The sequence below is a fragment of the Streptomyces sp. NPDC002088 genome (assembly GCF_040296605.1).
Taxonomy (GTDB): Bacteria; Actinomycetota; Actinomycetes; order Streptomycetales; family Streptomycetaceae; genus Streptomyces.
Map to the genome: position 1 here is coordinate 133,647 of NZ_JBEOXO010000002.1, position 26,216 is coordinate 159,862.

Genomic DNA, 26,216 nt, shown 5'->3' on the forward strand with positions numbered 1-26,216 from the left:
ATCGCCGGGCCGCGGCCGAGGTCTTCCGAAGGCGGGAGACCTCGGCCCCGACCCGGTCGGGACGTGGGTGCACTGCTCTTGCGCCGACGTGGCCGCGCGGGCTCAGCTGTCCGGCATACCGGTGGTGGCCCACTCGTCGGCGAAGTGCTCCATCTGCTTCAGGACCAGGTTCACCGCCTCCGCACGACGGTCCGGCGGGTAGCCGTGGCGAGCCAGCAGGCGCTTGATGGCGCTACGGAGACCAGCGCGGACCGGCTCGCGGGCGATCCAGTCGGGCTTGAGTTTCTTCTGGACCTCCGCGACAAGGTCGCGTGCGATGCTCGCCAGAATCTCATCGCCCATGAGTTCCTGCGCCGAGTCGTGCTCGGCCACAGCGTCGTAGAAGGCGAGCTCGCGCCAGTTCAGCGGCGGGTCGAACTTCTCGCCGCGCCTGGCGTCTTCGACCACCTCTTTGGCCATCTCGACCAGCTTGGCGATGAGTTCGGCACTCGTGTACTGCTGCCGCGTGTACCGGATCATCAGGTCCTGCAGACGGTCGGAGAAGGCCGTGCGGCGGACGATGTTGTGACGTGTGACCTCGCGCATCTTCTGCTCGATGAGCCGCCGCAGCGCCTCCGCCGCGAGGTGCGGGGTCTCGCTGCCCTGGAGCTTGGCGACGAGCGCGTCGTTGAGGTGCGTCAGGTCGGCCATCTCCAGGCCGGCCTCGGCGAACAGGTCCGATATCCCGCCGGTCTCGACCACGGACGAGGTCAGCTGGGCGAGGTACAGCTCGACATCGCGGGCGACGGGCAGGCCGCGGGCCTCGCGTTCCAACGCGTCGAGTTTGGCCATGTAGGCACGGACCTCGACGAAGAACTGGATGTCCCGGCGCCAGGTCGGATGGTCCGGGAACCGCTCGCCGATGTTCGTGGCGCTGGAGGACAGCGCGTAGAAGCGCTCCAGGCGGTGGGAGTGGTCGCGGAAGCGCCGGCCGACGGTCTGGCGGGGGTCGTCGAGCTTCTCCGGATCGTTGCCGGGGGTACGCGCGTTCCGGAGGTACTCGGCGGCCCCGCCGGCGGCGTTGACGAACGCCTTCGCTGTCGGCTGTTCAAGACGCGCACGCCAGTTGAAGCCGCGCAGGATGTCGCTGAGGATGTCGTACTCGTTGCGCAGCTCGTCCAGCGCGCGGTCCAGGTCCTGGCCGAGAGTGCGGTCCTCCTGGTCGGCGTCCGTGTACTCGGCGATCGCCTTCTGCAGGTTCTCCGTCAGCGGCGCGTAGCCGACGAGCAGACCGTCCTCCTTGCCGCGGAAGCGGCGGTTGACCCGGGCGAGGGCCTGCATCAGGTTGGCGCCCTTGAGCGGACGGTCCAGGTACATGGTGTGGACCGGCGGGGCGTCGAAGCCGGTCAGCAGCATGTTGTTGACGATGAGCAGCTCCAGCTCGTCGTCGGGGTCCTTGGCCCGGTTGATGACCGCCTTGCGCTGGCCGTCGGGCAGTGCGTGGTCGAGCAGGTGGTCCTCGTCCTTGCGGGAGTTCGAGGAGAAGACGATCTTCATCGCGCCCTTGGACGGCTCGTCGCTGTGCCACTCCGGCCGCAGCTCGCGCAGGGCGTCGTAGACCCGGACACAGATCTCGCGGGTCGCGCAGACGACCATCGCCTTGCCGGCCGCCCCGCCCTTCTCGGAGACGCCGACGAACGGCCGCATCCGCTCGCGCCGCTCCTCCCAGTGCGCCACCAGGTCCTCGGCGAGATCCCTGACACGGGCCGGCAAGCCGTACATGGCATTCATCGTGGCGACGGCCGTCTCGACCCGGCGGCGTTCGGTGTCGTCGAGGCCGTCGGTGATGCGGTCGGCCTCCTCGTCGATCTTCGTCGGGTCGACGTCCTTGCCGAGGACGAGCTTGATGACCCGGCCCTCGTGGAAGACCTTGACCGTCGCGCCGTCGTCGGCGGCCCTCTTGAGGTCGTAGATGTCGATGTAACCGCCGAAGACCTGGCGGGTGTTGCGGTCGGCCTCGGAAATCGGCGTTCCGGTGAAGGCGAGGAGCGTGGCGTGCGGGAGGGCGTCGCGGAGGTGGCGGGCGTAGCCGTCGAGGTTGTCGTAGTGGCTGCGGTGGGCCTCGTCGACGACGACCACAATGTTGCGCCGGTCGGAGAGCAGCGGGTGATCGGCCCCCGACTCCTTCTCCTCTTTGGTCTTACCGAACTTCTGCAGGGTGGTGAAGAGGATGCCACCGGTCCGCTTGGCCGCGAGCTCCTCCCGCAACTTAGCCCGGGTCGCGACCTGGAGAGGTGTACCCGGGAGGATCTCGCTCTCCAGGAAGGTGGAGTACAGCTGGTCGTCGAGGTCGTTGCGGTCGGTGATGACGACGACGGTCGGGTTCAGCAGGGCAGGGTCGCTCATCACCATCGCCGTGGTGAGCACCATCTCCTCGGACTTGCCCGAGCCCTGCGTGTGCCAGACGACACCGGCCTTCCCGTCCCCGGCTGCCGCCTCCCGCACCTTCTCCGCGGCCCGGGTCACCGCGAAGTACTGGTGCGGCTTCGCGATGCGCTTCATCCGCTTGGACGGCACGAAGTTGATGAAGGACCGGCACAGGGAGAGGAACCGGGGCTGGGTGAACAGCCCGTGCAGCGCCAGGTTCTGACCCGAGTCGGCCGCCCCGTCCCCGTCCGCGGTGAACGGGTCGACACGAGCCCCGGACTCGTCCGTGTTCCACGGCGCGAAGTGCTCGTACGGGGTGAAGGGCGTGCCGTACTTCGCCGTAACGCCGTCGGAGAGCAGCACCACCGCGTTGTAACGGAAGGCGGTCGGGAACTCCTTCACGTACCGGGAGACCTGGGAGTGCGCGTCCTGAAGCGTGGCGTTCTCGTCGCCGGCGCGCTTCAACTCAAGAACGGCGAGCGGGAGTCCGTTGACATACAGGACGATGTCGAAGCGACGCCGCTTCTCACCGTCGACGACGGTGACCTGGTTCAGCGCGCGGTACGTGTTCCCGTCCGGGTCCGTCAGGTCGACGAGGCGGACGGTCGGGTTGTGCTCGGCACCGAAGGCGTCGGTGTAGACAACGGAGCGGATGCCGGTCGTCAGGTAACCGTGGGCGGTGCGGTTCTCCTCGTACGTGTCCTGCGACTCCGGAGTCGCCGCGACACCGACGGCGTCACGGACGGCGTCCGGAGGCAGCTCGGGGTTGAGCCGCTCGATCGCCTCGCGGAGGTCAGGGTAGAGGATCAGGTCGTCCCACGACTTGCGGTGCCCTGAGCCGGGCGCGAACTCGTTGCCGGAGGCCGGCAGCCAGGCCAGCTCGGCGAGCTCGTCGAGGGCGAGCAGCTCCCAGTCGGCTTCCAGGGGGCGGTGGTTCTGGCTTCTTCTACTTCCGCTCTCGTCGTCGTGCGTCATGTGTGATCCTCGACAATCTTCTCAGCGTCTTTGACGCGAAGGCGGCCGGACATGAGCTGGGGGAGGAGGGTGTCGCGGAGGGTGGTGAGTGTCTGGGATTCCTGCCGCTTGGTCGCAGCCAGGCAATCGAGGTTGCGAACCTGAGCGACTGTTGGATCACTGGGATCGTTCGGAACCCGGATCTTAAGAGCAGAGATCAAGTCGGTCGAAAGGCGGCCAGCTCCAATGCTGGTCTCATCAACCATTTCGAGAATGGACGTCGTCTGACTGCGGATACCGTGAAATAGGGCATGCGAATCGATACCGCTGCGCGCGATCAGAGCCTTACAGTCCTGACCGAATGCGACCTCACATTGCGTGATACCAATCCGGAATTCCTCTTTGAGGCTTGATCCGCGCACCACGAAAAGCACCGTATCCGCAGGAACAAGACGCGTCCCAGATACGGCGCCGAGTTCCGTAACATTCCTGTCCGACCTATCGATCCAGGGAGATTTAAGACTCAAGGCGGAAATCCAGGGGATCGCGCCTCCCCAATACGACGGTTCGCTAGTCTTAGGCGTACCGCCAGACATCCAGCGCGCAGCATCTCCGAGATTCACCGATTGCCAAACGGATGAATCGGCTGCCTGAACGTACAAAGCTTCGGCCAAATTTAGAGCCGTGGTCGCGATGCGCTCGTTGACGGCGATCTTGTCATCCAGCGCCCCAAGGACGCCCGCAACCGCACGTTGCTGCAAAATCCCCGGCAGGCTGATAGACAATCGCTTCTGGTCACCGAGACTAAGATATGGGGCCATGTCAGTACCATGCGCAAGCGCCTTAAGCTGGTCCGTCAACTCGGGGCCGAGAGACCAATAGCGAAGGTATCTGCCATCGATTACGTTCGAATCTCGAGAACGCCAATAGCTCAAATGTGGCGAGTACACGAAATCCGGGGAGTCTGATGCGACGTACCCAGTCCTCCCCGTACTGTTCCCCTTAGTAGTAATTACCGTGTCGCCCGGTCGGGATTTCTTTCTTGCGACTTTAATCTCCAAAGATTCATGAAATCGCTCAGCCCCCTCCCAATCCCACCCGCGAGTGGTAAGTCTTCCCGCCCTCATGAAGACGGACCCGTTCCCACCAAGCTCGGAATTCTTAGCTCGATAGCCGTCGCCAATCTCCAAGGCTTCTCGACTGATCAATTCTTGAAAGGTGAAGGAACGGCTCTCAGGCATCGACTCTCCCCAACTGCTCCCGAACCGTCTTCTCCAACTCCGCCGACCTCTCGAAGAGCCCGTACAACTCCCCCGTCAGCGCAGCGATCCTCTCCGTCACCGCCTCCGCCCCCTCTTCCTCCGCCTCAACAGCCCCCACGTACCGCCCCGGCGTCAGCACGTACCCGTGCCCCCGCACCGTCGCGAGGTCGGCCGAGAAGCAGAACCCCGCCTCGTCCTCATACGTCAGCCCCGCCTCACGCGCCGACGCCGTTCCCCTCCACGCGTGATAAACGCCGGCGATCTTCGCGAGGTCGGGCTCCGTCAGCACACGCTCCGTACGGTCGGCCATCTCGCCCATGTTCCGGGCGTCGATGAGCAGGATCTCGCCGCGCCGGTCGTCCAGGCGCTTCGCGCCCTGCGGGGTCTTGTCCTTGGCCAGGAACCACAGGCAGGCCGGAATCTGCGTCGTGCGGAACAGCTGGGACGGCATGGCGACCATGCAGGCCACCAGGTCGGCCTCCACCAGCGCCTGGCGGATCTCGCCCTCTCCGCTCTGCTGGGAGCTCATGGAGCCGTTGGCCAGGACGATGCCAGCCGTGCCCCGCTCGCCCAGCTTGGAGATCATGTGCTGGAGCCACGCGTAGTTGGCGTTGCCCTTCGGCGGTACCCCGTACCTCCACCTCGGGTCGCCCTCGTCCCTCGCCCAGTCCTTGATGTTGAACGGGGGGTTGGCCATGACGAAGTCGGCCTTGAGGTCGGGGTGCTTGTCGTCGGCGAAGGTGTCGCCCCAGCGGGGGGCGAGGTTGCCGTCGATGCCGTGGATGGCGAGGTTCATCTTACCCAGGCGCCAGGTGCGTTCGTTGAGTTCCTGGCCAAAGACGGAGATGTTGGCCTTGTGGGCGCGCCCGGCGTGCGCCTCGATGAACTTGGCCGCCTGGACGAACATGCCACCCGAGCCGCACGCCGGGTCGTAGACCCGGCCCTCGTACGGCTCCAGGATCTCCACGATCAGCCGGACGACGGACTGCGGCGTGTAGAACTCGCCGCCCCGCTTGCCCTCGGCCCGAGCGAAGTTGCCGAGGAAGTACTCGTACACCTCGCCCAGCACGTCCTGAGCCGGCTTGTCGCCGCTGCCGCCGAAGCGGGCGTCGCTGATGAGGTCGACGAGTTCACCGAGACGCTTCTGGTCCACGTTGTCGCGGTTGAAGATCTTCGGCAGGACGCCCGTGAGCGAGGCGTTCTCGCGCATGACGGCGTCCATCGCGTCGTCGAGGAGCTTGCCGACGCCCTGGCTCTTGGCGTGGGTGGCGATCCACGTCCAACGGGCGGTCTCCGGTACCCAGAAGACGTGGGCACCGGTGTACTCGTCCCGGTCCTCCAGGAAGTCGTCCATCCGGTCCTCGGTGATGCCGTCATCGGCGAGTTCCGCGGCGAGCTCGGAACGGCGCTCGTCGAAGGCGTCGGAGACGTACTTCAGGAAGATCAAACCAAGGACGAACTCCTTGTACTGCGCGGCGTCGATGGAGCCGCGCAGCTTGTCAGCGGCCTTCCACAGGATCGCCTGGATCTCCTTGGCGGTGGAGGCGCTGAACAACTCCGCCTGATCGGTGGGTTTCTTCGCAGCGGTAGCCATGGGACAGACCATCTCCTTCAGTCGTCGGTTCCGGGGAGGTTCTGGAGGGTGAGCGTGCCGTCGGCGATACCGGCGGCAGTGAGGCGGACCAGGTCGTCGAGAGCGGCGGACTGCTCCCGCAGGAGGTGCGCGCGGGTCTCGATCTCCGCGAGCACGGTGTCGAAGCGCTCGGCCTCGCGCCGGCTCAGGTCGGGGATGAGGAGGTCTTCGATGCCGCGCGAGGCCCGCACCGCGCCGCTGGTGCGCGCGTACTCGGCGGCGGCCGCCCGCAGCAGTGCCGCGAGCACCCGTGGCAGCACCGGCGGGTCGGCGTCGGGGTGGACGCGGAGGATGCGGGCCGGGGCTGCCACCAGGGACAGGCCCGCTTCGTCGACGTAGGTGCCGAAGCGGGGGCTCGTGGTGACGACGATGTCGCCGGGCTCGGTGAACAGGGCGTGTTCGTAGCCGGTGAGGAGCACTCCGCGGTCGATGCGGCGCCCGCCTGGGCGTGCGATGCCGAGGACCTCGTCGGGGGTGAGCACGGCGTAGTGGCCGTCTGCCGTGAGGTGTTCGTCGGCAAAACGGTGCCCGGGGCGGCGGCGCAGGCGCCGATCGTCGAGGAGCCGGCGGACGGTGGTGCGCCGCACGGGCTGGTCGTCGGGGCGCAGCACGGCCTGGGTGCTCAGTGCCGTGCGCAGGTCGGCGTGCTGCCGGGCCTGGTCGTGCAGCTCCGTCAGGCGTTGCTCCAGGGCGCTGATGCGGACCGGACGTTCGATGACGCCCCGGGTGTAGCGGGCCATGGGCGGGCGGTGCTGGGTGGTGAAGGCGGCGCCCGGCCGGTCGTCGAGGTCCTTCGCGGGGACGATCACCGCGTGGCGGGGTTCGTGGCGGCGGTCGCCGCGCCAGGGTGCGGCGCGCCAGATGGCGATGTCCTCGGCGAGCGCGTCAAGGACCGTGTCGCTGAGCGGCTGCGCGGAGTAGTCGGCGAGGAGGACCAGGCCCGTGCGGTGTTCCGCCGAGGTGCGGGCCAGCACCCAGAGGGCGGTGCGGTAGCCGGGACGGTAGAGGAACGCGCCGTCGGGCAGGCTCACCGCGGCCTTGAGTAAACCGTCCCGGAGGAAGGACCGGCGCAGGCGGTCGGCCTCGCTGTGCCGGGGGAACGGGCGGACGAGCACGTCGGCGGGGCCGAGAACGACGGCTGTCGAGCCTTCGTCGAGGTAGTCGGTGAGTGCCTGCACCTGTTCCAGGACGACCTGTGGGCTGCGGTTCTCCCCCGACTCGTAGGGGAGGACTGAGACCAGCAGATGGGGATATCCCCAGTCGTCGACGGGCAGGTCCTCCCCCTCGGTGACGCCGAGGTCGAACTCGTTCACGCCTCGGACGAGCATCCGGCGGCGGACCAGGCGGGCCCGCACCGGGTCGGGGTCGGCGGCGAGGTAGGTGTGGCCGGAGTCCTCGGCGGCCCGGGCGTGCAGGGCGGCGAGCAGGTCGCCGGAGCGTGCGTGCGGGGTGGCGACGACGGAGCCTTCGTCGAGGGTGTCAACGCCGGACAGGGCAGCGAGGGCGCGTACCACGGCCGGGGTGGGCTCGTCGGCGGCCAGGTCGTGGGAGCCGAGGCGGCGCCGGGCCTCCAAGACCCAGTCGAAAGCCTCGGCGGGGGTGTAGGCGGCCTCGGTCAGCTCGTCGGCCAACGCGGCCAGCTCGGGACCGATGCGGTCCGGCTCCGGGACGGCCTTCAACTCGGCTGACACGTACGTGTCCTCAGGATCGAGCTCGTCGGCCTGGGTGAGGACCGCGTCCCAGCTCTGGCCCGAGAGAGGGACGTCGAGTTGCCGGCGCAGGCAGATCAGCGCGGTCAGCGCCCCCACCAGGACGGAGGCCGAAAGGGCCGGCGTCCGCCAGGCGGCCAAGGTGTACAGGGCCAGTTCGGCCCGCAGGTGGCGGGGATCGGCGTTGCCGCGGCCCGTCGTCGTCAGCCAGTCGACGACCGCACGAGCGTCGAACAGGGGCCGCCCTTCCTCGTGGGCGACGGGGGCGGGGAAGTCGGGGTGCCTACGGCTCCAGGTGGTGGGGACGGGCCGGCGTACCTGGGCAAGGGTGGCGATTTCCGCATACGTGATCCGCCAGGCCGGCCGCTCGGGCACGATGGGCGACACGGCCTCTTCGCGTGTGCTGGTCACTCGCTCCACTCCCCCCTCCGTACCGGTCCTGTTGGCATCCTCGCCGGCCGGTCAGCGGGGCCCCGAGGCAGGCAGAACCCTACAGCGAAGGGGAAAAAGGGAGGAGAGGAAAGCTGATAACCCCGGTTATCAGCATCTCCAACGGATTTCTGAGCCTTCCGGTCCCACTCTGGTGCTCGTTCGGCGCACCGACACCCGGTGCTCACCGCAATCGCGATCCGGAGGTCTCCCCATGACTGACATGTCCTCGATGCCGCCCGCCCACCAGCCGTCGGAAGGCATGGGCGGAGGCCCCGGCTGGAGAACGGTGCCTCCGCAGCCGACGCCGCACACGTTCACCCAGCCGCCCGTACCGGGCCTGCCGCCCGCCGGGCGCACGCCCTCACGGCGCAAGGTCTGGCTCACCCACGGCGCGACGGCGCTCGTCGCGCTGGTCTTCGGTGCCTCGATCGGCGGCGGTGGAGCGTCCGGCAGTACGGCGGGCTCCTCGGGTCCCGCCCCGGCCGTCACGGTCACCAAGGCCGCCGCGGGCGAACCGAAGCCGGCCGTGACCGTCACCGAGACGGTCAAGGCGACGGTCACCGCCAAGCCGAAGCCGGTGAAGAAGTCCGGCCCTTCGAGCAGCTTCTCGGGTGAAGGTCAGTACCTCGTGGGCGAGGACATCCAGGCCGGCACCTACCGGACCTCTGGCCCTGAGAAGGACAGCGTCATCCCCAACTGCTACTGGGCGCGCCTGAAGAACGCCTCCGGCGAGTTCGACGCGATCATCGCCAACGACAACATCCAGGGGCAGGGCCGCGTAACCGTCAACAAGGGCGAGTACTTCAAGACCAGCGGCTGCCAGGACTGGCAGAAGGTCGGCTGACGTCGAGGAGTCTCCCTCCTCGGCCGCCTGACCAACGCGTCAGGGCTCCCCATCCACCTGGGCAGACCGTTACCCGGCCGCTGCTCGCCGGACGATCTCTCCGCGCCTGCGGCCCGTCCGCCCGTCCCTCCGCGTACCCCACCTCCGTTCCGCTCCCGATCACTCACGAGGGGAAGCATCGCCATGTCCGAGCCCGAGCAGTCCGCCGAGATTTCCGCTCAGGACCCGCCCCCGCCCAGCGGCCAGGTCCCGCCCATGTCCGAGTCCGCGCCGTCGAGCGATCCGGCGGAAATACCCGGGCCGGCGCGCGGTTCCCTCTGGGCCCGCCTCTCGCGGACCGCCGTGCTGTTTCTCGGTATCGGCACCGGAGCTGCGGCCGTGGGCATCTGCTGGGCTTCGCTGTCCCTGCTCGGTCCCGACGCGGCTCCGGCGAAGAGCAGCGGCGGCCCGTCGGCCGCTGCCACGGACGGAGCAAGCCGGGCGCCGGCCCCGTTCGAAACCGACGGCACGCTCACGCTCGCCGAAGTCGGCGCGGGACTCGAGACCGGAGAGGTGTGCTCCGGAACCGGCGGCTACTCCGACATCGACCTCGGGACCCAGGTCAACGTCACCGATGCGGACGGAACCCTGGTCGCCACCGGTTCTCTCGGCCTGGGTGAGAAGACCGAGGACGGGTGCGTCTTTCCCTTCACGGTCGACGACATCACCCCGGGCTCGAAGTTCTACACCGTGGAGGTGTCCCACCGCGGCGGTCTCACGCAGACGGAGGCCGCCCTGCAGGCAGGCGGACTCGAGTTCACGCTCGGCGGCTGACCGCTCGAAGCGCGAGCGACGCCCCGTCGGCGCGTGCACCGCGTACACCTCACCCACGGCTCATCGGCACCCTTGCGACCGATCACGTCGAGTCCGAAACCCCGCCCTGTCGGCCACCGACGCGATCGAACACCCACGTCTACGGCGTCCGCCGCTGCCCTATCCCTCCGAACCGGCACCAATTTCAGGAAGGCCCTCATGACCAGTTCAGAGCAGAACCAGCAGAACGCACGCTCTTCCACGGACCCCGCCGTGCAGGCGCCGGCCACCGAGCCCGTGTCGCTCGCCGAGCTGGTGGAGGCACGTCTGGCCGCGGCGCCCCTCGGCGAACCCGTGAAGGCGCTCCTGGCCGAGGCACTCGGCAGCGCCGCAACCCCGGGAAACTCGCCCATGGGCCGGATCTACCTCGACTCCGTCTCCGTGGCCGGGTTCCGTGGCATCGGCCCCCAGACCCGGCTCACCCTCAGCCCCCGGCCGGGTGTCACGCTCGTCGTGGGCCGCAACGGCTCGGGCAAGTCCAGCATCGCCGAGGCCATCGAGACGGCGTTCACCGGCACGAACATGCGCTGGCTCGGACAGGACGCGACACGCACCAGCAACTGGCGCAACCTTCACGACGGGGCCAAGACGAAGATCGAGCTCAAGCTCGCCGTCGAGGGCGACAGCGGCCGGAGCACGCTCAGCCGCACCTGGACCGGTCACGGCATCACCGACTGCGCGGGCACGTTCCGGCGCCCCGGACATGGCACGGTCCCCCTGGACCAGGCGGCCTGGAACCAGGCCCTGACGGACTACCGTCCCTTCCTGTCGTACGTCGACCTCGGCCGCATGATCAGCGGCAAGCCCTCGCAGATGTACGACTCCATCGCCACGATCCTGGGACTCGGGCACCTTAGCGCCGCGTACAACCACCTTGGGCAGCAGGAGAAGGCGCTGGGCGACGCGGTCAAGGCGGCGAAGAACGAGCTGCCGGAGATCAAGGCCGCGCTGTACACGCTGCAGGACGACGAGCGTGCGGTCCAGGCGCTCGTGGCCATCGAGACGAAGGGCCGGCCGGACTTCGCGACCCTCGAAGGGCTGGTGGCGGGGCTGCCCGCCGACGATGACGGCATCCTCGCCGAGCTGCGCGCCGAGGTCGAGGTGCAGGGCCCGGATCTGGAACAGGTCGGGGCCGCGGTGGACCGGCTGCGCGAGGCACTCGCCGGAGTCGAGGACGTGCGCCTGACCGGTGCCGAGGACGCCCTGCAGCGCGCCGGTCTTCTGGAGAAGGCGCTGGCCCACAACAACCGTCACCCCGACGAGGAGTCCTGCCCGGTCTGCGGCACGGAACAGGTCCTCGACTCGGCGTGGGCCGCCGGCGCCACCGCTCAGATCTCCCTGCTCCGCCAGGAGGCGAAGACCGCCGAGGACGCGCGCGGCGAACTGCGGTCCGCGGCACGGGCGGCCCAGAATCTCGTGGAGAGGCCCCATCGGATCCCTGCTTCCCTCGCGGATCCGTGGAACGCGTGGCTCGCCTGCCGGGCGGTCAGCGACCCGAGCGAGCTCGTCCAGCGCGTCCACGACACCGCCTTGACCCTGGCCGACGCCTGCGCCGCCGTGAAGGACAACGCCGTCCGGGAGCTGGAGAAGCGGGACGAACGGTGGCGTCAGCTCGTCACGCGCCTGGCGAGCTGGACGGAGAAGGCCCGCGCCGCGGCGGACGCCGAGCCCCGGCTCGGCCATGTCAGGAAGGCCCGCACCTGGGTCAAGACTCTCACCGCGGAGCTGCGGGAGAGGCGTATGGAGGGCTTCACCGGCCACTCCCAGCGGATCTGGGAGAAGCTTCGCCAGGAGAGCGACATCGAGCTGCAGTCGGTGAGCCTTCAGGGCAGCGAGAAGGCCAACGTCCGCAAGCTCGTCATGGACGTCACCGTCGACGGGGAAGAGGCTTCGGCGCTGAGCGTCATGAGCCAGGGAGAGCAGCACTCTCTCGCGCTGTCCTTGTTCCTGCCCCGGGCCGCCACCGCCGACAGCCCGTTCGGTTTCATCGTCATCGACGACCCCGTGCAGTCCATGGACCCGGCCAAGGTCAACGGGCTCGCCCAGGTCCTGCACGAGCTCGGCGAGCACCGGCAGGTGGTCGTGTTCACCCACGACACCCGGCTCCAGCGCGCCTTCACGACCCAGGAACTGCCGGTCACGGGCTTCGAGGTCGAGCGGGGCAAGGCGTCCAAGGTGAACGTCAAGGCCGTGACCGACCCGGTCAGCCAGGCGATTGCGGACGCCAGGGCTCTTGCCAGCACCGAGAATCTGCCGGAGGCGGCCCGCACCCACGTGCTCCCCAGTCTGTGCCGAATCGCGCTGGAGAACGCCTTCGTCGAAGCGGCCTGGATCCAGCACCACCGCTCGGGAGGCTCCGAGCTCGATCTGCAGTCCGCCGTGGCCGGCGCGGACAAGCTCATGAAGATGGCCGCGCTGGCCTTCTTCGGCGATATCGACCGCACCGGCGATGTCTACCGGGAGCTCCGCGCCCGTTGCGGCCCGCGTGCGGTGGACCTCCTCAATCAGTGCCAGAGCGGTGCCCACGCCACGGGAACCCGCATCGCCGACGCGCACCGCTTCGTGACCGAGATCAGCGAGCTCGCGCAGAAGGTGCGCAAGACGGAGGTGGCAAAGTGACCGGCGCCGCAAGTACTTCGATCGACGAGCTGCTGCTGACAGCCGACCAGCTGCTCTCCGACCCCAGCGTCGAAGCCTCGGCGGCCGGTCGGCACCGTGGAGCCTCCCTCGCCCTGCGGACCGCCCTGGAGATCGCGGTCGACCGCACGCTCGACGCCGCGATGCCGGGACTGGCCGGCATCACCACGCGGGCGAAGATGCTCTGCCTGCGCTGCTACACCGCCGCGACGACCGCCCGCAGGGCCAACGCCGTCTGGTCGCACCTCTGCCTCGGGTGTCACTACCACCAGTACGAGATCGGCCCCACCCGGGACCAGGTCCACTCATGGCGTGCGGAAGTCGGCGAACTCGTACGGGAATTGCCTCATTGACCAATATTCACAGCTGACCCATGTGTCTGATAAGTCTTTTGCCGGGGGCCGGGCATATGCCCGGCGCGCGGTGCCTCTCGGGGCGCTGCAGGGGGAGGGGACGTACATGAGCACCACCATGCGCGACGAGATCATCGCCGAAGAGCAGAAGGCGGTGGACCGCGCCTACGACTGCTACGAGAAGCGACTGGCCGAACTGAGCGGCGGCTCGATCGCCGCGGCATCCGCCAGCGGCAAGGACAGCGTCGCCAACCGGAAGGACGCCGAGGAGAAGGCCGCAGATTACGCCGGCCTCGGGGACGCGTCGCTGGTCGTCAGCCGCGTCAATGTCCAGCCGGGCGAAGAGTCGGACACCTTCTACATCGGCCGCCGTGCCGTTTCCGACGTCGAGACCCGCGAGACCGTCGTAGTGCTGTGGACCGCCCCGGTGGCGGAGAAGTGGGCGAAGGCCCTGCCCGAGGCGCCAGGTGAAGTGCTCCTGCGGAGACAGTTGCGCTGCACGAAGAACGTCGTCGAAGCGTACGTCGATGAAATCTCCGTCGTTTCTCCCGCCACGCCGTCTGTCATCGATGGCACCGAGCCCGAAGCGGGGGTCCAGGACGATTCCAAGGTCGCGGCGTCCGAGACGCCGGCGGTCCCACCGGCTCCTACCCCGTCCGATGTCGCCCAGCTCCTTCGGCAGAGACAACAGCCCCCCGATGACTTCCTTCTGCGAGAGCTCCAGCGCTCCCGCAGTGGCAGCATGCGGGACATCGTCGAGACCATCCGTCGCGATCAGATGGATCTCGTCACCGGTTCTCCCGCCGACATCCTTGTCGTGCAGGGCGGCCCGGGCACCGGAAAGTCCGCGGTCGGCCTGCACCGCGTGACGTGGCTCGTCAACAACGACCACTTCAAGGCGCAGGACGTCCTGGTCATCGGCCCGCATGAGCGCTTCCTCGACTACGTCGGACAGGTCCTCCCGACCCTCGGCACCCGGAACATCAACGCGGTTCAGATGAACCGCCTCTGGGACGGCGATGTCCTCGGCACCGACACCCCACGCGCGCGACTGGTCAAGTCCGACGACCGCATGGCCGCCGTCCTGCGCCGACGCGTGGAACACGAGTGTCGCCCCGACGCGATCGACGAATTCACCGCTACGCCCACGTACAAGGACGCCAAGCCCGAACTCGCGGTCACGGCTGGCAGTACCACTCTGCGTATCCCGCGTTCCGAGGTTCTCGTCCTTCTCCAAGAGGCACGCGAGGGCGACGGCTCCTACCGGGAGCGCCGCAACCGCTTCCGCAGTCTGCTCGTGGACCGCCTGCTGCAGGAACTCGTTGCTCTGGCCCCACGCCGCAGCCAAGGAGACACGATCCGTCGGGACCTGGAACGCAACCGCCAGGTCGAGCGGCTGATCGAACGCGTCTGGCAGTCGCCCGGTGACAGGGAAGCCCTCCGAAGCCTCTACGATTCCCCCGAACTCCTGCGTACCTGCGCCGACGGCGTCCTCGACCCGGAGGAGCAGGCAGCCCTTCACCGTCCGAGGGCAGCCACGGCGGACGCCGACCTCTGGACCCTCGACGACCGCGTCTGCCTGGAAGAGCTGCGCTACCTCATCACCGGAGAGACTCCACAACGCTACGGGCACATCGTCATCGACGAGGCCCAGGACCTGACCCCCATGCAGGCACGCTCACTGCGCCGACGCATCGCGGTCAACGGCTCCATGACCGTACTCGGCGATCTCGCCCAGGCCACGGGTCCGCATACCTACGCCGACTGGGACCGCCTCGGCACTCTGCTGTCCGACCACGGCGACTGGCACGTCGCCGAACTGAACACCAGTTACCGCGTACCCGCGGAAATCATGGAGTTCGTCGCACCTCTGGCTCGCACGATCGCCCCCTCGCTCCCCTACCCTCGGGCGGTGCGCGAAGCGGGCGCCGACAGCGTCCGGACCCTGGCAGCCGAACCGTGGACGCTGCTCGACGAGACCGTCACTCAGACGACCCGGCTCGTCGGCACCAGCGACGGACACACCCTGCGTCGCGTGGCCGTCATCGTCCCCGACGACTCCGGCTGGCTCGACGAGATCAATCGTCATCTCGACCAGACCGCCGGCCTCACCGAAGAGCACCGTGCCACCGTGTCCGTTCTCGCCGCCGCCCACGCGAAGGGCATGGAGTACGACCACGTCCTCGTCGTCGAACCCGCCACCATCGCCGACCGCGGACCGGCTGGGCTGCGCCAGCTCTACGTCGCCCTCACCCGAAGCACCCAGAGCCTGACCGTCCTGCACACCTCCCCGCTCCCGGATGCCCTCATGGACACCACCGATACTCCCGGGCCTGGAACCACCCCCACCGAGCCGTCGATGGCGGCCGCTGATGTCCCCGAGATCGGCACCGACATTCGTGTCCGCGTCCTCGACCGGGGTACAGGCGGCCGCTACAAGGTCAAAGCGCTCTCCCCGCCGGTCAAGGTCCCGCTGATCCTGACCGTCCGCCACGGATCGACTCCGCCCCGCCCCGGCGAGAAGCTGGACTGCTGGGTCTTCGCGCAGGAGAGGAACCACTGCCTGCTCACGACGGACCAGCGTGGACGCCAGCCCATCTCGGCGAAGATGGCCGAGCGCTACCTGGCGGCGCTCGGCGTGTTCGACGAACTGACCGCCGACGGCGTCGCCCTACCGGAGAACGCCCGTGAACGGCTCTCCGAGCTCAAGGGCATGGCCAACCGCGTACTCCGCCGCGACCAGGCGGACTGGGTGGACGTAAGACGAGTGCTCGGCTCACCCGACAGACAGCGTCTGAACCTCTTGCGTGACCTCGCCGCCGAAACCAATCGCGCCCTCAAGGACGACAGCCTGGACGTGAGTCGTCTCCGCGAGAACCTGGCGCGAACGGACTGGTCCCCCTCTCTGGCCCAGGCCCGGGAGATGCTTCAGCACCGCATGACCACCTTGACCGAGCCGACAGCCGAGACCGCACCCACACCCTCCGCACCGCAGCCCGAGCAGGGAGCAGCCGAGCCCATGGCATCCGCCGAGGACACCGCCGTAACGACACCGTCTGCGACGAATCTTCTGCACACGCTGGAGACCACCGCGGCCGCCGACCGCACGTGCAAGAAGCACGAAGCGGTGCGCCACGCCCTGATGTCGGCCTTGTTCGAGGCCGACGAACAGGCGACGTCATCCCAAGTCGTAGATGTCAGCCGCACGGCCGAAGATGGCGACTTCCTATACGAGATCCTCGGCGCCGGTCACTCCGCCTACACCGACCTCCGCTCGGGTGCCGCCCGCCTCCTGGAGATCAACCACACCCTGGCCGCCCCCGCCGACCGTCTCTACCTGGTCCTCACCGAGCCGCCGGCCGAGGACTGGTCCGCCGAAACTCTGCTCGCCGTCTACGGTGTCCACCTCCTCTGGCGCACCCACAACGGCTGGGCCGGCCGGGACAAGGATGCCGCCCTGGGCTCGGCGCAGCCGTAGGCGCCATCGGTTTAGATTGATCACTTTGGCAGCATGAAGGAACGATGCGCGGCGCAGAGCGCAGCGGGAAGGGTCACTCGACCCGCCCCGCAGCGCCGAGCACACAGCTGACCGCCGCGCATTAGGGTGCGGGATGTGCAGCCGTCTCTGGTTCTCTTCGACCTCGACAACACCCTCGTGGACCGGCGGGGAACACTCGCCGGCTGGGCCGCAGAGTTCACCGCCCAGCACGGCCTGGAGGACGAAGATCAGGCGAACGTCCTAGACATGGTGGCCGAGCGAGCCTATCCGTCCACCTTTGATGTGATCCGCACTCGGTACCGGCTGCCCATGTCGACTGAGGAGTTGTGGCACGCGTACTGCACCGACATCGCGGCCTTGGTGTTGTGCCCGGCCGAGGTCCTCGACGGCTTGGACGAGCTGCGTGCGTCCGGCTGGCGGGTGGGGGTGGCGACCAACGGTGCGACGGATATCCAGCGCGCCAAGCTGCGGGCGACCGGTATCGCCGAGCGCGTGGACGGCGTCTTCGTCTCCGAGGAGGCCGACGCGCGCAAACCGCAGACCCGGCACTTCGCCCTGGCGGCGGCCCGCTGCGGCACCGTGCTGGGCGACGGTGGCTGGATGGTCGGGGACAACCCGGTCAACGACATCGGCGGCGGACGCTCCGCAGGACTGCGCACCATCTGGATCGGCAACGGCCGTTCCTGGCCGTCGGACGATCCCGGGCCGAACCACGTGGTGCCGCATGCACGCGCCGCCATCGACCTGCTGCTTTTGCACTCCGCCGACCACGCAAGGACCGCGGCATGACGAACACCATTGGGCTGTTGCACCCCGGCAGTATGGGATCCGCCTTCGGCGCCCAGCTGCGCGCAAGCGGCCACATCGTGCTGTGGTGCCCCGACGGACGCAGCGACACAACCCGCCGCCGGGCCGAGCGCGCGGGCCTCGAAGCCGCGGCGCTGCCCGAGCTTGTCTCCCGCTCCGATGTGCTGCTCTCCCTGTGCCCTCCCGCCGCAGCGGAGGAGACCGCCGGCCAAGTAGCCGAGCTCGGCATGTCCGAAGCGGGCACGATCTATGTCGACGCGAACGCCGTCTCGCCGTCGCGCGTGGTGAATATCGCCGACCGCCTGGCTCCGATGCCGGTCATCGACGCCGCGGTGGTCGGATCGCCTCCGGTGGGCGGCAAGTCCCCGACGCTCTACCTTTCCGGCGCCGTCGAGCAGGCCGACCGGATCGCCGAACTTTTCGCCGGCACCGATGTGCGGACCCACGTCCTGGGCGACACCATCGGCAAAGCCTCCGCACTCAAGCTCGCGTACTCCAGCTACCAGAAGGTCTCCCGGGTGCTGGCTGCCGTGGCCTACGGGGCGGCGGACACGTACGGGGTCGCGGACGAGCTGCTGCTGATCGCGGCCAAGCGCACCCGCAGCTACCTCGTGGAGACCGACTACATCCCGAAGACCGCTGCCCGCGCCTGGCGTTGGGGCCCAGAGCTTGAGGACGCGGCGGCCCTTCTCGCCGACGCCGGGCTGCCGGACTCCCTTATGCACGCGGCTGCCGCGACGCTTGCCCGGTGGGACGGGAACAGAGACGAGCGGCTGGATATCGCTGAGGCCCTGGAAGCTCTGCGCCTTGAGCGGGGCCCGGACAACCCGAGTTGAGCAGGTCGCATCCGCTGGGGCCCTGACGTCCTGGCCGTCAGGAGCGAGGTGGCGTGGTGCGGACGATGTCGTCGATATTCTGTGCGGTTTCATGGGGCGCCGTCCCGTCCGTCTCCACGCGCAGTTCCCACTGAGCCCGCGGATGAGCCGCAAGATCGGCCTGAGTGGCGTCCCACGCAGCCAGCCGGGCCGCCGTGTCGGTATCGCCCCGTTGTGGTGAGCGTCGAGCGGTCGTCTCCTTGGAGCACCACAGCAGAACGCGCACCCAGTGCGCCGGGTAGAGGGCGGTCACCTGCTCCATCCCCGCCATCTGGCCGAGGTGGACGACGGGGGTCTTGCCGCCCTCCATGGCCTGATCGAGGCCGGGACGGTCGACGACGTAGATGTTGCCGTACCGGTCGTTGCGGTAGATGACGTCGCCGCGTGTCTCCAGGGCGGCCAGCTGCTCCGGTGTGCCCATGCGGTAGCCCTGGGTCCTCCCGGTCCCGATCTTCAGCCGGGTGAACGGCACGTACCGCGCGTCGAGTTCGGTGAGCACCGCCGTGATCGTGTCCTTGCCCGCCGCCGGCGGCCCGTACAGCAGGATGCCCTGCCTCATTGGAACACCGTCCCGAAGACCTGGCGCACCTGGTCCGTGAGCGATATCGCGGAGCCGAGCCGGTTGTCGACAACCAAGTGCGGCACGACGGGCCGCAGCTCGAGATCGATCCCGGCAGCGTACGTGTCCCAGTTCTGGAGTTTCCAGCTGTCACGGGCGGCGGACCGGAAGCTGATGTACTCGTGCATCGTGTCGAGGTCGCACTGAATCCAGACGACAGCGACGGTGACGCCACGTGCTTCGCAGCGGTTGATCAGGCGCCGCATCCACCGAGGGTCAGTGGTCTCGGCGATGAAAGGCGCGGAGAGGACGGTGCTGATCGCGCAGTCGACGTTCGCATACGCGGTCTCCAGCAGGCACTGGTACTCCAGCGGGCGGACCTTCTCCCGGTAGAGGTCGGTGTGCCGGTCGTTGGGCTCGCTGCCCATTTCAACAAGGAGGCGCTCGACGAGCGGGCGCGTGATCGGGTCCTTGTCGAGGACGGGCCATCCAGTGAGTTGCGATACGAAGCGGGCGAATTCCGACTTCCCGCTGCCCGCGTAGCCGCCGACCATCATCAGCGTCGGCCGGTTCGGATCACCGCCGGTGTGACGCCGCTTCCAGGCGTCGAGGATTCGCTGCTGGACGCCCAGACCGTCGGCGTCCTCCGCGCTCGGCGCCAGCTGGTGCAACGCCCGTTCCACGGCCAGGACGTGGGCGCCGTTCTGCGGTTCGCTCGACGCGGTGAACTTGAGCTTCGTGGCCTCGTCAGGCAGAGCGTTACGGAAGCCGAGCTCGGGCTCGGTCGCGCGGTACAGAAGGCAGTACGCGCGACGATAGTGCGGTCCGGGATAGACCTCTCCCTGCTCGTGCTGCCACAGCGTCTGAAAGTTGGCGGCCGGCACCGTGAGCCCCGCGGCCCGGGCCACCTCGCGCAGCTGCTCACCCGCGCCTTCGAGCGTCAGGCCGTGAGCTTCGCGTTGTTGTCTCAGCTTGTCTGGGCGCCACCCCGGGCGACTCTTACCCACCGCGCCTACCGCCTGCCCATCCCTGGTCATGATCCGGAGCCTAAGTCTGCCTGTCATGAACCCATGTGTAAGCGGATGTTGAAAAGTCAGGTCGCCCGGCCATGAGCTGCTGATGAGCAGCTTCAGGAACGGCTTGTGATACTCCGCACAGCTCCGAGCCGCTGTCATGGTCACACCGACGCGGTCGTCCCAGTACCCGCCTCGGTCTCCAGTAATCGTCCGAGATCGGAGGGGGCTCCGCAGTGGCTGTCGATGTTGCTGTCCTGCTGCTCCTCGGCATCGTGATCGTCTTCTTGTGCCGCGGAGGTGGGCTCAAGGCGGGTCACGCGGTTGTGTGCGCGGTTTTCGGCCTGTATCTCGCCGGGACCCACAACGTCGGCCCGTTCGTGAAGGACGTCACGGCGTCGGTCGCCGGCTTGCTGTCGGGGCTGCGGCTGTGAGCGCGGCGACGGCTTCACCGGGCCCTGGCGGCCCAGCGCGGCCTCGACCTGATGGCAGTCAATTCCTCCTTCCTCGTCTGTCGGACGCCCGAGAAGGCGTCATCTGGCTGCAGTCCAGCCAGCCGGAGAGTTCGGTTCTGCACGAGATCACCGATCTACCGATGGAGCCTCACCATGCGCTATCCGCCGCCGAGCACCTCCATGTCGACGAGCCCGTCCGCGCCCGCAACACATCCAGTGGGCGACGTACTGCTTGGCCCTTCACCCCAGCGGACTCCTGCGGCTCCGGCTGCACACCCGATCGCGGTGGTACTCGATCTCTTCGGCACGCTCGTCGCGGCCCCGAGTACAGTCGAGCGGAGGGCTGCCGTCACCCAGTTCGCCGAGATCCTGCGAGTCTCTCCGGCGGTTACCGACTCAGCACTGTCCGACAGTTGGCAGGCGAGGCATGACGGGCAGCTGGCGTCCACTACCGAGGTTGCGGCTCACCTCGTCGCCCGCTGCAACGCCTCTGCGGTCTGTGCGGATGAGCTGGAAGTGCTCCTGGCCCGGATCGCCCACGTCCGTCTCCAGGCCGATACGGCTCTCCTGCGGGCGCTGGTACAGCTTCAGCGCGGTGGCGCCAGGCTGGCCGTCCTCAGCGACGCGGCCCCGGATATCGCCGAGGCGTGGAGCCGCAGCGATCTCGCGGCGCATTTCGATGCCGTCGTGTTCAGCTGCCGGGCCGGCGCGGTGAAGCCCGACCGCATGCTCTTCCACACGGTCCTCCGGAAACTCGGTGTCGCCCCGCACCAGGCCCTCTACTGCGGCGATGGCGGCGGTGACGAGCTGGCCGGCGCGGAGCGGGCCGGAATGCGTGCGGTGCGCGTGGAGCGCCGGGGCGGGCCAAGCAGCCTCGTGTTCGGCGAGACCGCTTGGTCCGGCACGGCGATACCCAGTGTCGAGGCTCTGCCCTCCCTGCTGGACGGCTGGGGGAGGCGATGAGCGGCCCGTACGCGTGGGCAGTTGAGAACGGCGTCCTCTGCCAGCGACCCGCTCCGGCCAGCATGTCCGCGGACATGACCCCGGCGCGCGACACGACGATCATCGAGACGCGCTACACGGGATTGTGCGGAAGCGACGTCGCGAAGCTCAATCACCCGTGGCAAGGACGATTGCCGGAACCGTGGTACCCCGGGCACGAGATCGTCGGCGTCGACACGGAGACGGGTGGCTGGGTCGCAATCGACCCGCTGGTCTCCTGCCGCTCGTGTCACTACTGCGACCGCGGCCATGTCCACCTCTGCCCACGACTCCAGCGCATCGGGTGGGATCTTCCCGGAGGTCTCGCCAGCTGCGTAAGGGCGCCCCTCGACAGCATCATCCCGCTTCGCCACCTGCACGACCCCGCGCACGGAGTCCTCGCTGATCCGATGGCGGTGGCCCTGCACGGAGTCCGCTGCGGGCTACGTGTGCCTATGGGGCGGCTCGGCATCATCGGGGGCGGCGTCCTTGCGGTGTGCACGGCCATCTGCGCGACAGAGGCGGGGTGGGACGTGCACATGCTGGTCAGGGAACCCTCGCGGTCGCATCAACTTCGCTACGTCCTCGACCAGCACATCACTCTCCACTCTGCCGAGCTGCCGGCGTGCGACGCCGTCGTGGACGCCGCGTCTGGTCACAGTGACGCCCCCATACGCCAGGCGCTGAAGGCTGTTCGTGATGGGGGAACGGTTCTCGTCCAGAACGCCTACGCGCCCCGCGTCGTTCTCTCGGTCCCCCTGCGGGACGTCTTCCGTCGCTCGATCACCCTGCGCGGCTCCTTCTCGTACTGCCGCGCGGACGGCCACGACGACTTCCGGGATGCCATCGACTTCATCGCCAAGGGCGGCGACTGGGCCGCCCTGATGACCCGAGACCGATTCCCCCTCGGTGAACTGCCACAGGGGCTGGCGGCCCTGAGCAACGAAGCCCGCCATCGCCCCTTCAAGGTCCTGCTCACATCCGACACGTGACGGAAGGAGCCCACGCCATGGCGGTCACAACGCCATTGCTGGCCCACAAGATCAACTCACCGGCCGACATTCCACCCCAGGACGTCCACGACGGGATCACGCGCATCCTCGCCTTACCGGAGGGCCACACGCGCGACGTGATGCTGGGAAGCGTCCTGACGGGACTGCTCCTGCGGGGGCCACGGCTGGAGGAGGTCGAGGCCGCTGTCCATGCCGCGACAGCCCTGGACCAAAGCGGCTGGGACTTCCATCAGCCGCCGGAAGGGGTGCGGTTCGTCGGCTACACAGGCAGTGGGAAGAAGACCTTCAAGACGATCAACCTCAGTACCGCCGCCGCGCTGGTGGCGGCCACCGGGGGAGCACACGTCGCGAAGCTCGGATCGCGCAGTGCGTCGTCGAAGACCGGGTCCCGCGACTTCATCGACCTCGTGGGGGCGACGAGCGACACGGTGCCGCACCAGGAGATGGTCGACATCACGGCGGAGACCGGCTTCGGGTTCTTCTCCATCGAGAACCGCGTGCCCGAGTTCGACCGTCGCTACGGCGGCAGGTTCCAGGCCGTGCACGCCCTCAGTCTGGCGTTCCCCGCCCTCCTCAGCCCGGTCACCTGCCCCGCCTACGTGTACGGCCTCTCGCACCCCGCGGTCGGCGCTTCCGCCCGGCTGCTCTCCAGACTCGGCCTGCCCGACGTGACGGTCATCAACTCCAGCCTTGGCAAGGCGGTCCAGGTCGACGAACTGATCCCCGGAAGCACCGTGCGAGCCTGCCGCATCAACGTCGGCGACGAGGACCTGACCTTCAACGACCAGGTACGCAAGGGCGCGTCCTCAATGCCGCAAGACCTGATGTCCGTCACCCAGCACGAGGACCCACGGGAGAACGTCGCCGCCGCAGTACGCGTACTTGCAGGCCAGGACACCAGTGAGGCGCGGAACGCGGTCGCCCTCAACGCGGCTTTGCTCATGGTGATGTCCGAGGCGGTTCCCACCGTCCAATCCGGCATCGACACGGCACTCACGATCATCGACGCCGGCGCGGGTCTGGACACGTTGCAGCAGTTCGTACGCCTCACCGGCGGTGCCCCGGACAAGCTCCGCTCGCTCCTGCGGCCCGTCTCCCCGACAGCCCTCCTGGTCAGCCCTGGCAGCAAGGAGAAGGCCCCATGCTGACGCACGACGAACTCGCGATCGTCCACCTCGTCCTCAACACCGACTGCAACGCCTGGGACCTGGCACCGACCAGCGCCTCACCGGGCGTGTGCCGGTTCTGCTACCGGGAACGCAACCGAGTCAAGACGGACCCCGACACCGTGCGAAGGGTCATCGACCGAGTCCGCGCCGAGTCCGAGACGCACCGAGTCGTGTTCACCGGCGGCGACCCCGTGATGCCGTACGACAACCACCTGGAGGTCGCCCTCCAGCACGCCACGGAAGTCGGCTTCGAAACCAACCTCCACACCAACGGGCTTCTCCTGAGCAACCGTTACGCAGGTTTGCGCGACCACGTGACCCTCTACTCCCTGGCTGTCGACGGTCCGGAGGCGGACTCGGCCGACTGGTTCCGCGGGCAGGGTTACTTCGAACGGTTCCGGTCCAATGTCGAGTTCCTCGTCGCCGACCGGCGCCGACTCGCCTTCAACACGTTCACCACGGCCGCGTCCGTGCGGGAGCTGCCGCGGCTCGCGGAGTTCGTCGCCGGCATCGCTGACCGCACGGAGGTCGAGTACTGGCTGATCTCCCAGTACAGGCCCATCGGCCGTGCCAGCGCGGGCAAGGCGGAGCTCTACGGCTTCGAGCGGGATGACTTCGTCCGGGCCGTGGACGGGGTGCGCGGTGCCGTCGCCCCGGTGGAGATCTTCGCCCAACCCACACGGGCGCCCGAGGACCCGTACCCGTTCCGCGTCTGGGTCCTCGCCGACGGAACGGTCACTGCGGACCTCGGCAGCGTGGCCGCGCCCCGCAACGCCGTGATCGGGGACCTGCTGGCCGACGGCTTCGAGCCGCTGGTCCGCCGGGCCTTCGCCCTACGAGAGCAGCCTCAGTTGGAGGGGATCGCATGAAGTTCGACACCGCGTACTACGAGAGCGTCATCGACCAGCACCAGTACGAGCACCTTGGCCTCGGCACCATCGACTTCGCCCTCGCGGGGATGAGCCCCGGCGACCTGCACACGAAGTGGGTGTGCCACACCGGTGCGCGGGAGTTCGCGGACGCCGTATCGGGAGGTCGGCCGGCGATCGTCACCACCGGCGTCGGGCTCGGCGGCCCGCCGCACGCCGGCACGCTCTTCCAACTGCTGCGCGCGGTCAAGCTCCAGCAGTGCGGACTCGACGTGCAGATCGTGCTCGGCGACCTCGACTCCTACAACGCGCGTCGCACGCCGCTGGACGCGGTGCGCCGCCTGGCCGACCAGTACGAGGAGTTCGCACTCGGGCTCGGCTTCGACCCGGGGCGCGGTGTACTGCGCCGCCAGGAGGGCGAGACCGACGTCATGGCCACCGCGTTCCTGCTCTCGCGCCATCTGGACGACGACGACTTCCACTGGGCCGAGGAGGACCTTGCCGGGCTCTACCGCAACCACGGCGTCTTCGACCACCTCAACTACGGCATGAAGCAGGCCACGTTGCTGATGGCCGCTGACTTCGTGCACTTGCTCCGCGAAGGACGGCACGTGCTGGTGTCCCTGGGCGTCGACGAGCACAAGTACGTCGCCCTCGCCCGGCGCGGGGCGGAACGCTGGGGTCTGCCCGCCGACCGGCTGGCCGGCATCTACACCAAGATGATCCCGGGCCTCGGAGGTCTGCCGAAGATGAGCAAGAGCATCCCCGGCTCCGGAATCGACGGCTCCATGCCCGCGGAGGACATCAGGGCCCTGCTGGCGGCGGACACCGACTCGGCACCCTCCGACGACGGGTCGGCCCTGCTCCAGATGTACGCGTGTCTGCCCGAGGTCGGCCAGGCGGAGTACGACCTTGCCTCCGCCGCGCGGCGCGCCGGAGACCGGGAGTGGCGTGTGATCCGCGAGGAGCTCGTCGAGCAGCTGATCACGCTGTTCTCCCGCTGGCCGAAGTAGCCGGCCCCCCTCCGGGGAGCGCCGAACCCGCGGCCGAAGCATGCCGTGCGCCCTGCCGCACCACACACCCGAGCAACCAAGGAGACTGACTGTGCACGCGGACACTACGACCCCCACACGACCCCTGACCGGCCCCAATGCCCCGCAGCCCCCGGGCGTCTCCGATACCTCGCAGCCGATAGGCGACCCCGAGACCTTCTTCATTCGCCGTGGCTACCGCAGCCGGAGCGAGGTCGAGTACTTCCTCGACGAGACGGACGACACCGTCACCTGGCAGCCCGACGTCTACCCCTACGCCGCTGAGCGGGCCGAGGAGCTCGGCCGGGACGTCGTGATCGACATCGGCTGTGGGCAGGCGGGCAAGCTGGCCTCCCTGGCCGCCGAGCACCCTGACTGGACCTTCGTCGGCGTGGACTTCGGGGACAACCTGCGCTGGTGCCACAACAACCACCCCTTCGGACAGTGGGTGGAGGCGGACCTCGAATCGGCAGAGCGGCTGCCGCTCGACCCGGACCTCGTCCGCCGGTCCGTGGTGATCTGCTCCGACGTGATCGAGCACCTGGTGGACCCGGCCCCGGCCCTGTCCCTCATCCTGGGCCTGCTGCGGGAGGGCAGCGCCGCTGCCGTCCTGTCCACACCGGCCCGTGAGTGCCGCAGCGGCTACGACACCCCTGGACCGCCGCGCAACCCCAGCCATGTGCGGGAGTGGGCAAGCGACGAGTTCCAGGCGCTGCTGCGGGCCTCCGGATTCGAGATCCACTACGCGGGCCTCACCCGAAGCGACGACGCCTCCAACGGTCTATCCACCCAGCTGCTCCTCGTCGGTGTGGGAGGGACGGAGGTGGGAGAACAGTGACGGCGGTTCCCCGGTCCAGGGGCCT

Annotated in this window: 20 protein-coding genes; 14 read left to right on the forward strand and 6 right to left on the reverse strand. The window is 68.5% G+C overall.

The window, feature by feature from the left end; genetic code table 11:
- Window positions 1-102: 102 nt before the first annotated feature.
- The 4 genes from ABT114_RS04370 to ABT114_RS04385 form a co-directional block, all read right to left on the reverse strand.
- Complete coding sequence (locus tag ABT114_RS04370; protein ID WP_351138466.1) at window positions 103-3,381, reverse strand: type I restriction endonuclease subunit R; 3,279 nt, start codon at window positions 3,379-3,381, stop codon at window positions 103-105.
- Window positions 3,378-4,181 (reverse strand): restriction endonuclease subunit S, encoded by an 804-nt coding sequence (locus tag ABT114_RS04375; protein ID WP_351138468.1) that lies wholly within the window; start codon window positions 4,179-4,181, stop codon window positions 3,378-3,380. Before ABT114_RS04375 ends, ABT114_RS04370 begins: the two co-directional genes overlap by 4 nt.
- Before the next feature lie 412 nt (window positions 4,182-4,593).
- Entirely contained in the window at window positions 4,594-6,216 is a 1,623-nt protein-coding gene (locus tag ABT114_RS04380; RefSeq protein WP_351138470.1) for a class I SAM-dependent DNA methyltransferase, read from the reverse strand.
- A 17-nt stretch (window positions 6,217-6,233) separates the two neighbouring features.
- Window positions 6,234-8,375: a DNA methyltransferase family protein gene (locus tag ABT114_RS04385; protein WP_351138472.1), complete on the reverse strand. Its 2,142-nt coding sequence runs from the start codon at window positions 8,373-8,375 to the stop codon at window positions 6,234-6,236.
- A 232-nt stretch (window positions 8,376-8,607) separates the two neighbouring features.
- Here ABT114_RS04385 and ABT114_RS04390 point away from each other — a divergent pair, with 232 nt between their 5' ends.
- From ABT114_RS04390 to ABT114_RS04420, 7 genes are all read left to right on the forward strand, one after another.
- A complete protein-coding gene (locus ABT114_RS04390; RefSeq protein ID WP_351138474.1) occupies window positions 8,608-9,240 on the forward strand; it encodes an Rv1352/Rv1906c domain-containing protein in 633 nt (210 codons plus the stop codon).
- Window positions 9,241-9,423: 183 nt separating this feature from the next.
- Complete coding sequence (locus tag ABT114_RS04395; RefSeq protein WP_351138476.1) at window positions 9,424-10,053, forward strand: hypothetical protein; 630 nt, start codon at window positions 9,424-9,426, stop codon at window positions 10,051-10,053.
- Between the two features lie 198 nt (window positions 10,054-10,251).
- A complete protein-coding gene (locus ABT114_RS04400; RefSeq protein ID WP_351138478.1) occupies window positions 10,252-12,711 on the forward strand; it encodes an AAA family ATPase in 2,460 nt (819 codons plus the stop codon).
- Window positions 12,708-13,082: a hypothetical protein gene (locus tag ABT114_RS04405; protein ID WP_351138479.1), complete on the forward strand. Its 375-nt coding sequence runs from the start codon at window positions 12,708-12,710 to the stop codon at window positions 13,080-13,082. Before ABT114_RS04400 ends, ABT114_RS04405 begins: the two co-directional genes overlap by 4 nt.
- Before the next feature lie 106 nt (window positions 13,083-13,188).
- The gene (locus ABT114_RS04410) at window positions 13,189-16,560 is read left to right on the forward strand and encodes a HelD family protein (RefSeq protein WP_351138481.1); all 3,372 of its coding nucleotides are present in this window, start codon (window positions 13,189-13,191) and stop codon (window positions 16,558-16,560) included.
- A gap of 135 nt (window positions 16,561-16,695) precedes the next feature.
- On the forward strand, window positions 16,696-17,370 hold the full coding sequence (locus ABT114_RS04415; protein ID WP_351138483.1) for an HAD family hydrolase: 675 nt from the start codon (window positions 16,696-16,698) through the stop codon (window positions 17,368-17,370).
- Complete coding sequence (locus tag ABT114_RS04420; protein WP_351138485.1) at window positions 17,367-18,224, forward strand: NAD(P)-dependent oxidoreductase; 858 nt, start codon at window positions 17,367-17,369, stop codon at window positions 18,222-18,224. Before ABT114_RS04415 ends, ABT114_RS04420 begins: the two co-directional genes overlap by 4 nt.
- Before the next feature lie 37 nt (window positions 18,225-18,261).
- Here the strand turns inward: ABT114_RS04420 and ABT114_RS04425 are convergent, their stop codons facing one another.
- Both ABT114_RS04425 and ABT114_RS04430 read right to left on the reverse strand, forming a co-directional pair.
- Entirely contained in the window at window positions 18,262-18,822 is a 561-nt protein-coding gene (locus ABT114_RS04425; RefSeq protein WP_351138487.1) for a P-loop NTPase family protein, read from the reverse strand.
- Entirely contained in the window at window positions 18,819-19,859 is a 1,041-nt protein-coding gene (locus ABT114_RS04430) for an AAA family ATPase (protein ID WP_031037661.1), read from the reverse strand. The genes ABT114_RS04425 and ABT114_RS04430 overlap by 4 nt, the downstream gene beginning before the upstream one ends.
- A 212-nt stretch (window positions 19,860-20,071) precedes the next feature.
- Here ABT114_RS04430 and ABT114_RS04435 point away from each other — a divergent pair, with 212 nt between their 5' ends.
- The 7 genes from ABT114_RS04435 to ABT114_RS04465 all read left to right on the forward strand — a co-directional run bounded on the left by ABT114_RS04435 (window position 20,072) and on the right by ABT114_RS04465 (window position 26,191).
- Complete coding sequence (locus tag ABT114_RS04435) at window positions 20,072-20,269, forward strand: hypothetical protein (RefSeq protein ID WP_351138488.1); 198 nt, start codon at window positions 20,072-20,074, stop codon at window positions 20,267-20,269.
- 306 nt (window positions 20,270-20,575) lie between these two features.
- The gene (locus ABT114_RS04440; protein ID WP_351138489.1) at window positions 20,576-21,253 is read left to right on the forward strand and encodes an HAD family hydrolase; all 678 of its coding nucleotides are present in this window, start codon (window positions 20,576-20,578) and stop codon (window positions 21,251-21,253) included.
- A 74-nt stretch (window positions 21,254-21,327) separates the two neighbouring features.
- Window positions 21,328-22,263: a zinc-dependent alcohol dehydrogenase gene (locus tag ABT114_RS04445; RefSeq protein WP_351138490.1), complete on the forward strand. Its 936-nt coding sequence runs from the start codon at window positions 21,328-21,330 to the stop codon at window positions 22,261-22,263.
- A 17-nt stretch (window positions 22,264-22,280) separates the two neighbouring features.
- Window positions 22,281-23,432, forward strand: a complete 1,152-nt coding sequence (locus ABT114_RS04450; protein ID WP_351138492.1) for a hypothetical protein — start codon at window positions 22,281-22,283, stop codon at window positions 23,430-23,432.
- Window positions 23,426-24,322: a radical SAM protein gene (locus ABT114_RS04455; protein ID WP_351138494.1), complete on the forward strand. Its 897-nt coding sequence runs from the start codon at window positions 23,426-23,428 to the stop codon at window positions 24,320-24,322. Before ABT114_RS04450 ends, ABT114_RS04455 begins: the two co-directional genes overlap by 7 nt.
- Window positions 24,319-25,335 carry a hypothetical protein gene (locus tag ABT114_RS04460; protein ID WP_351138496.1) on the forward strand — a complete coding sequence of 339 codons (1,017 nt, stop codon included), beginning with the start codon at window positions 24,319-24,321 and terminating at the stop codon, window positions 25,333-25,335. The genes ABT114_RS04455 and ABT114_RS04460 overlap by 4 nt, the downstream gene beginning before the upstream one ends.
- 91 nt (window positions 25,336-25,426) lie before the next feature.
- The gene (locus ABT114_RS04465) at window positions 25,427-26,191 is read left to right on the forward strand and encodes a class I SAM-dependent methyltransferase (protein ID WP_351138498.1); all 765 of its coding nucleotides are present in this window, start codon (window positions 25,427-25,429) and stop codon (window positions 26,189-26,191) included.
- The last annotated feature ends 25 nt before the right edge of the window (window positions 26,192-26,216 follow it).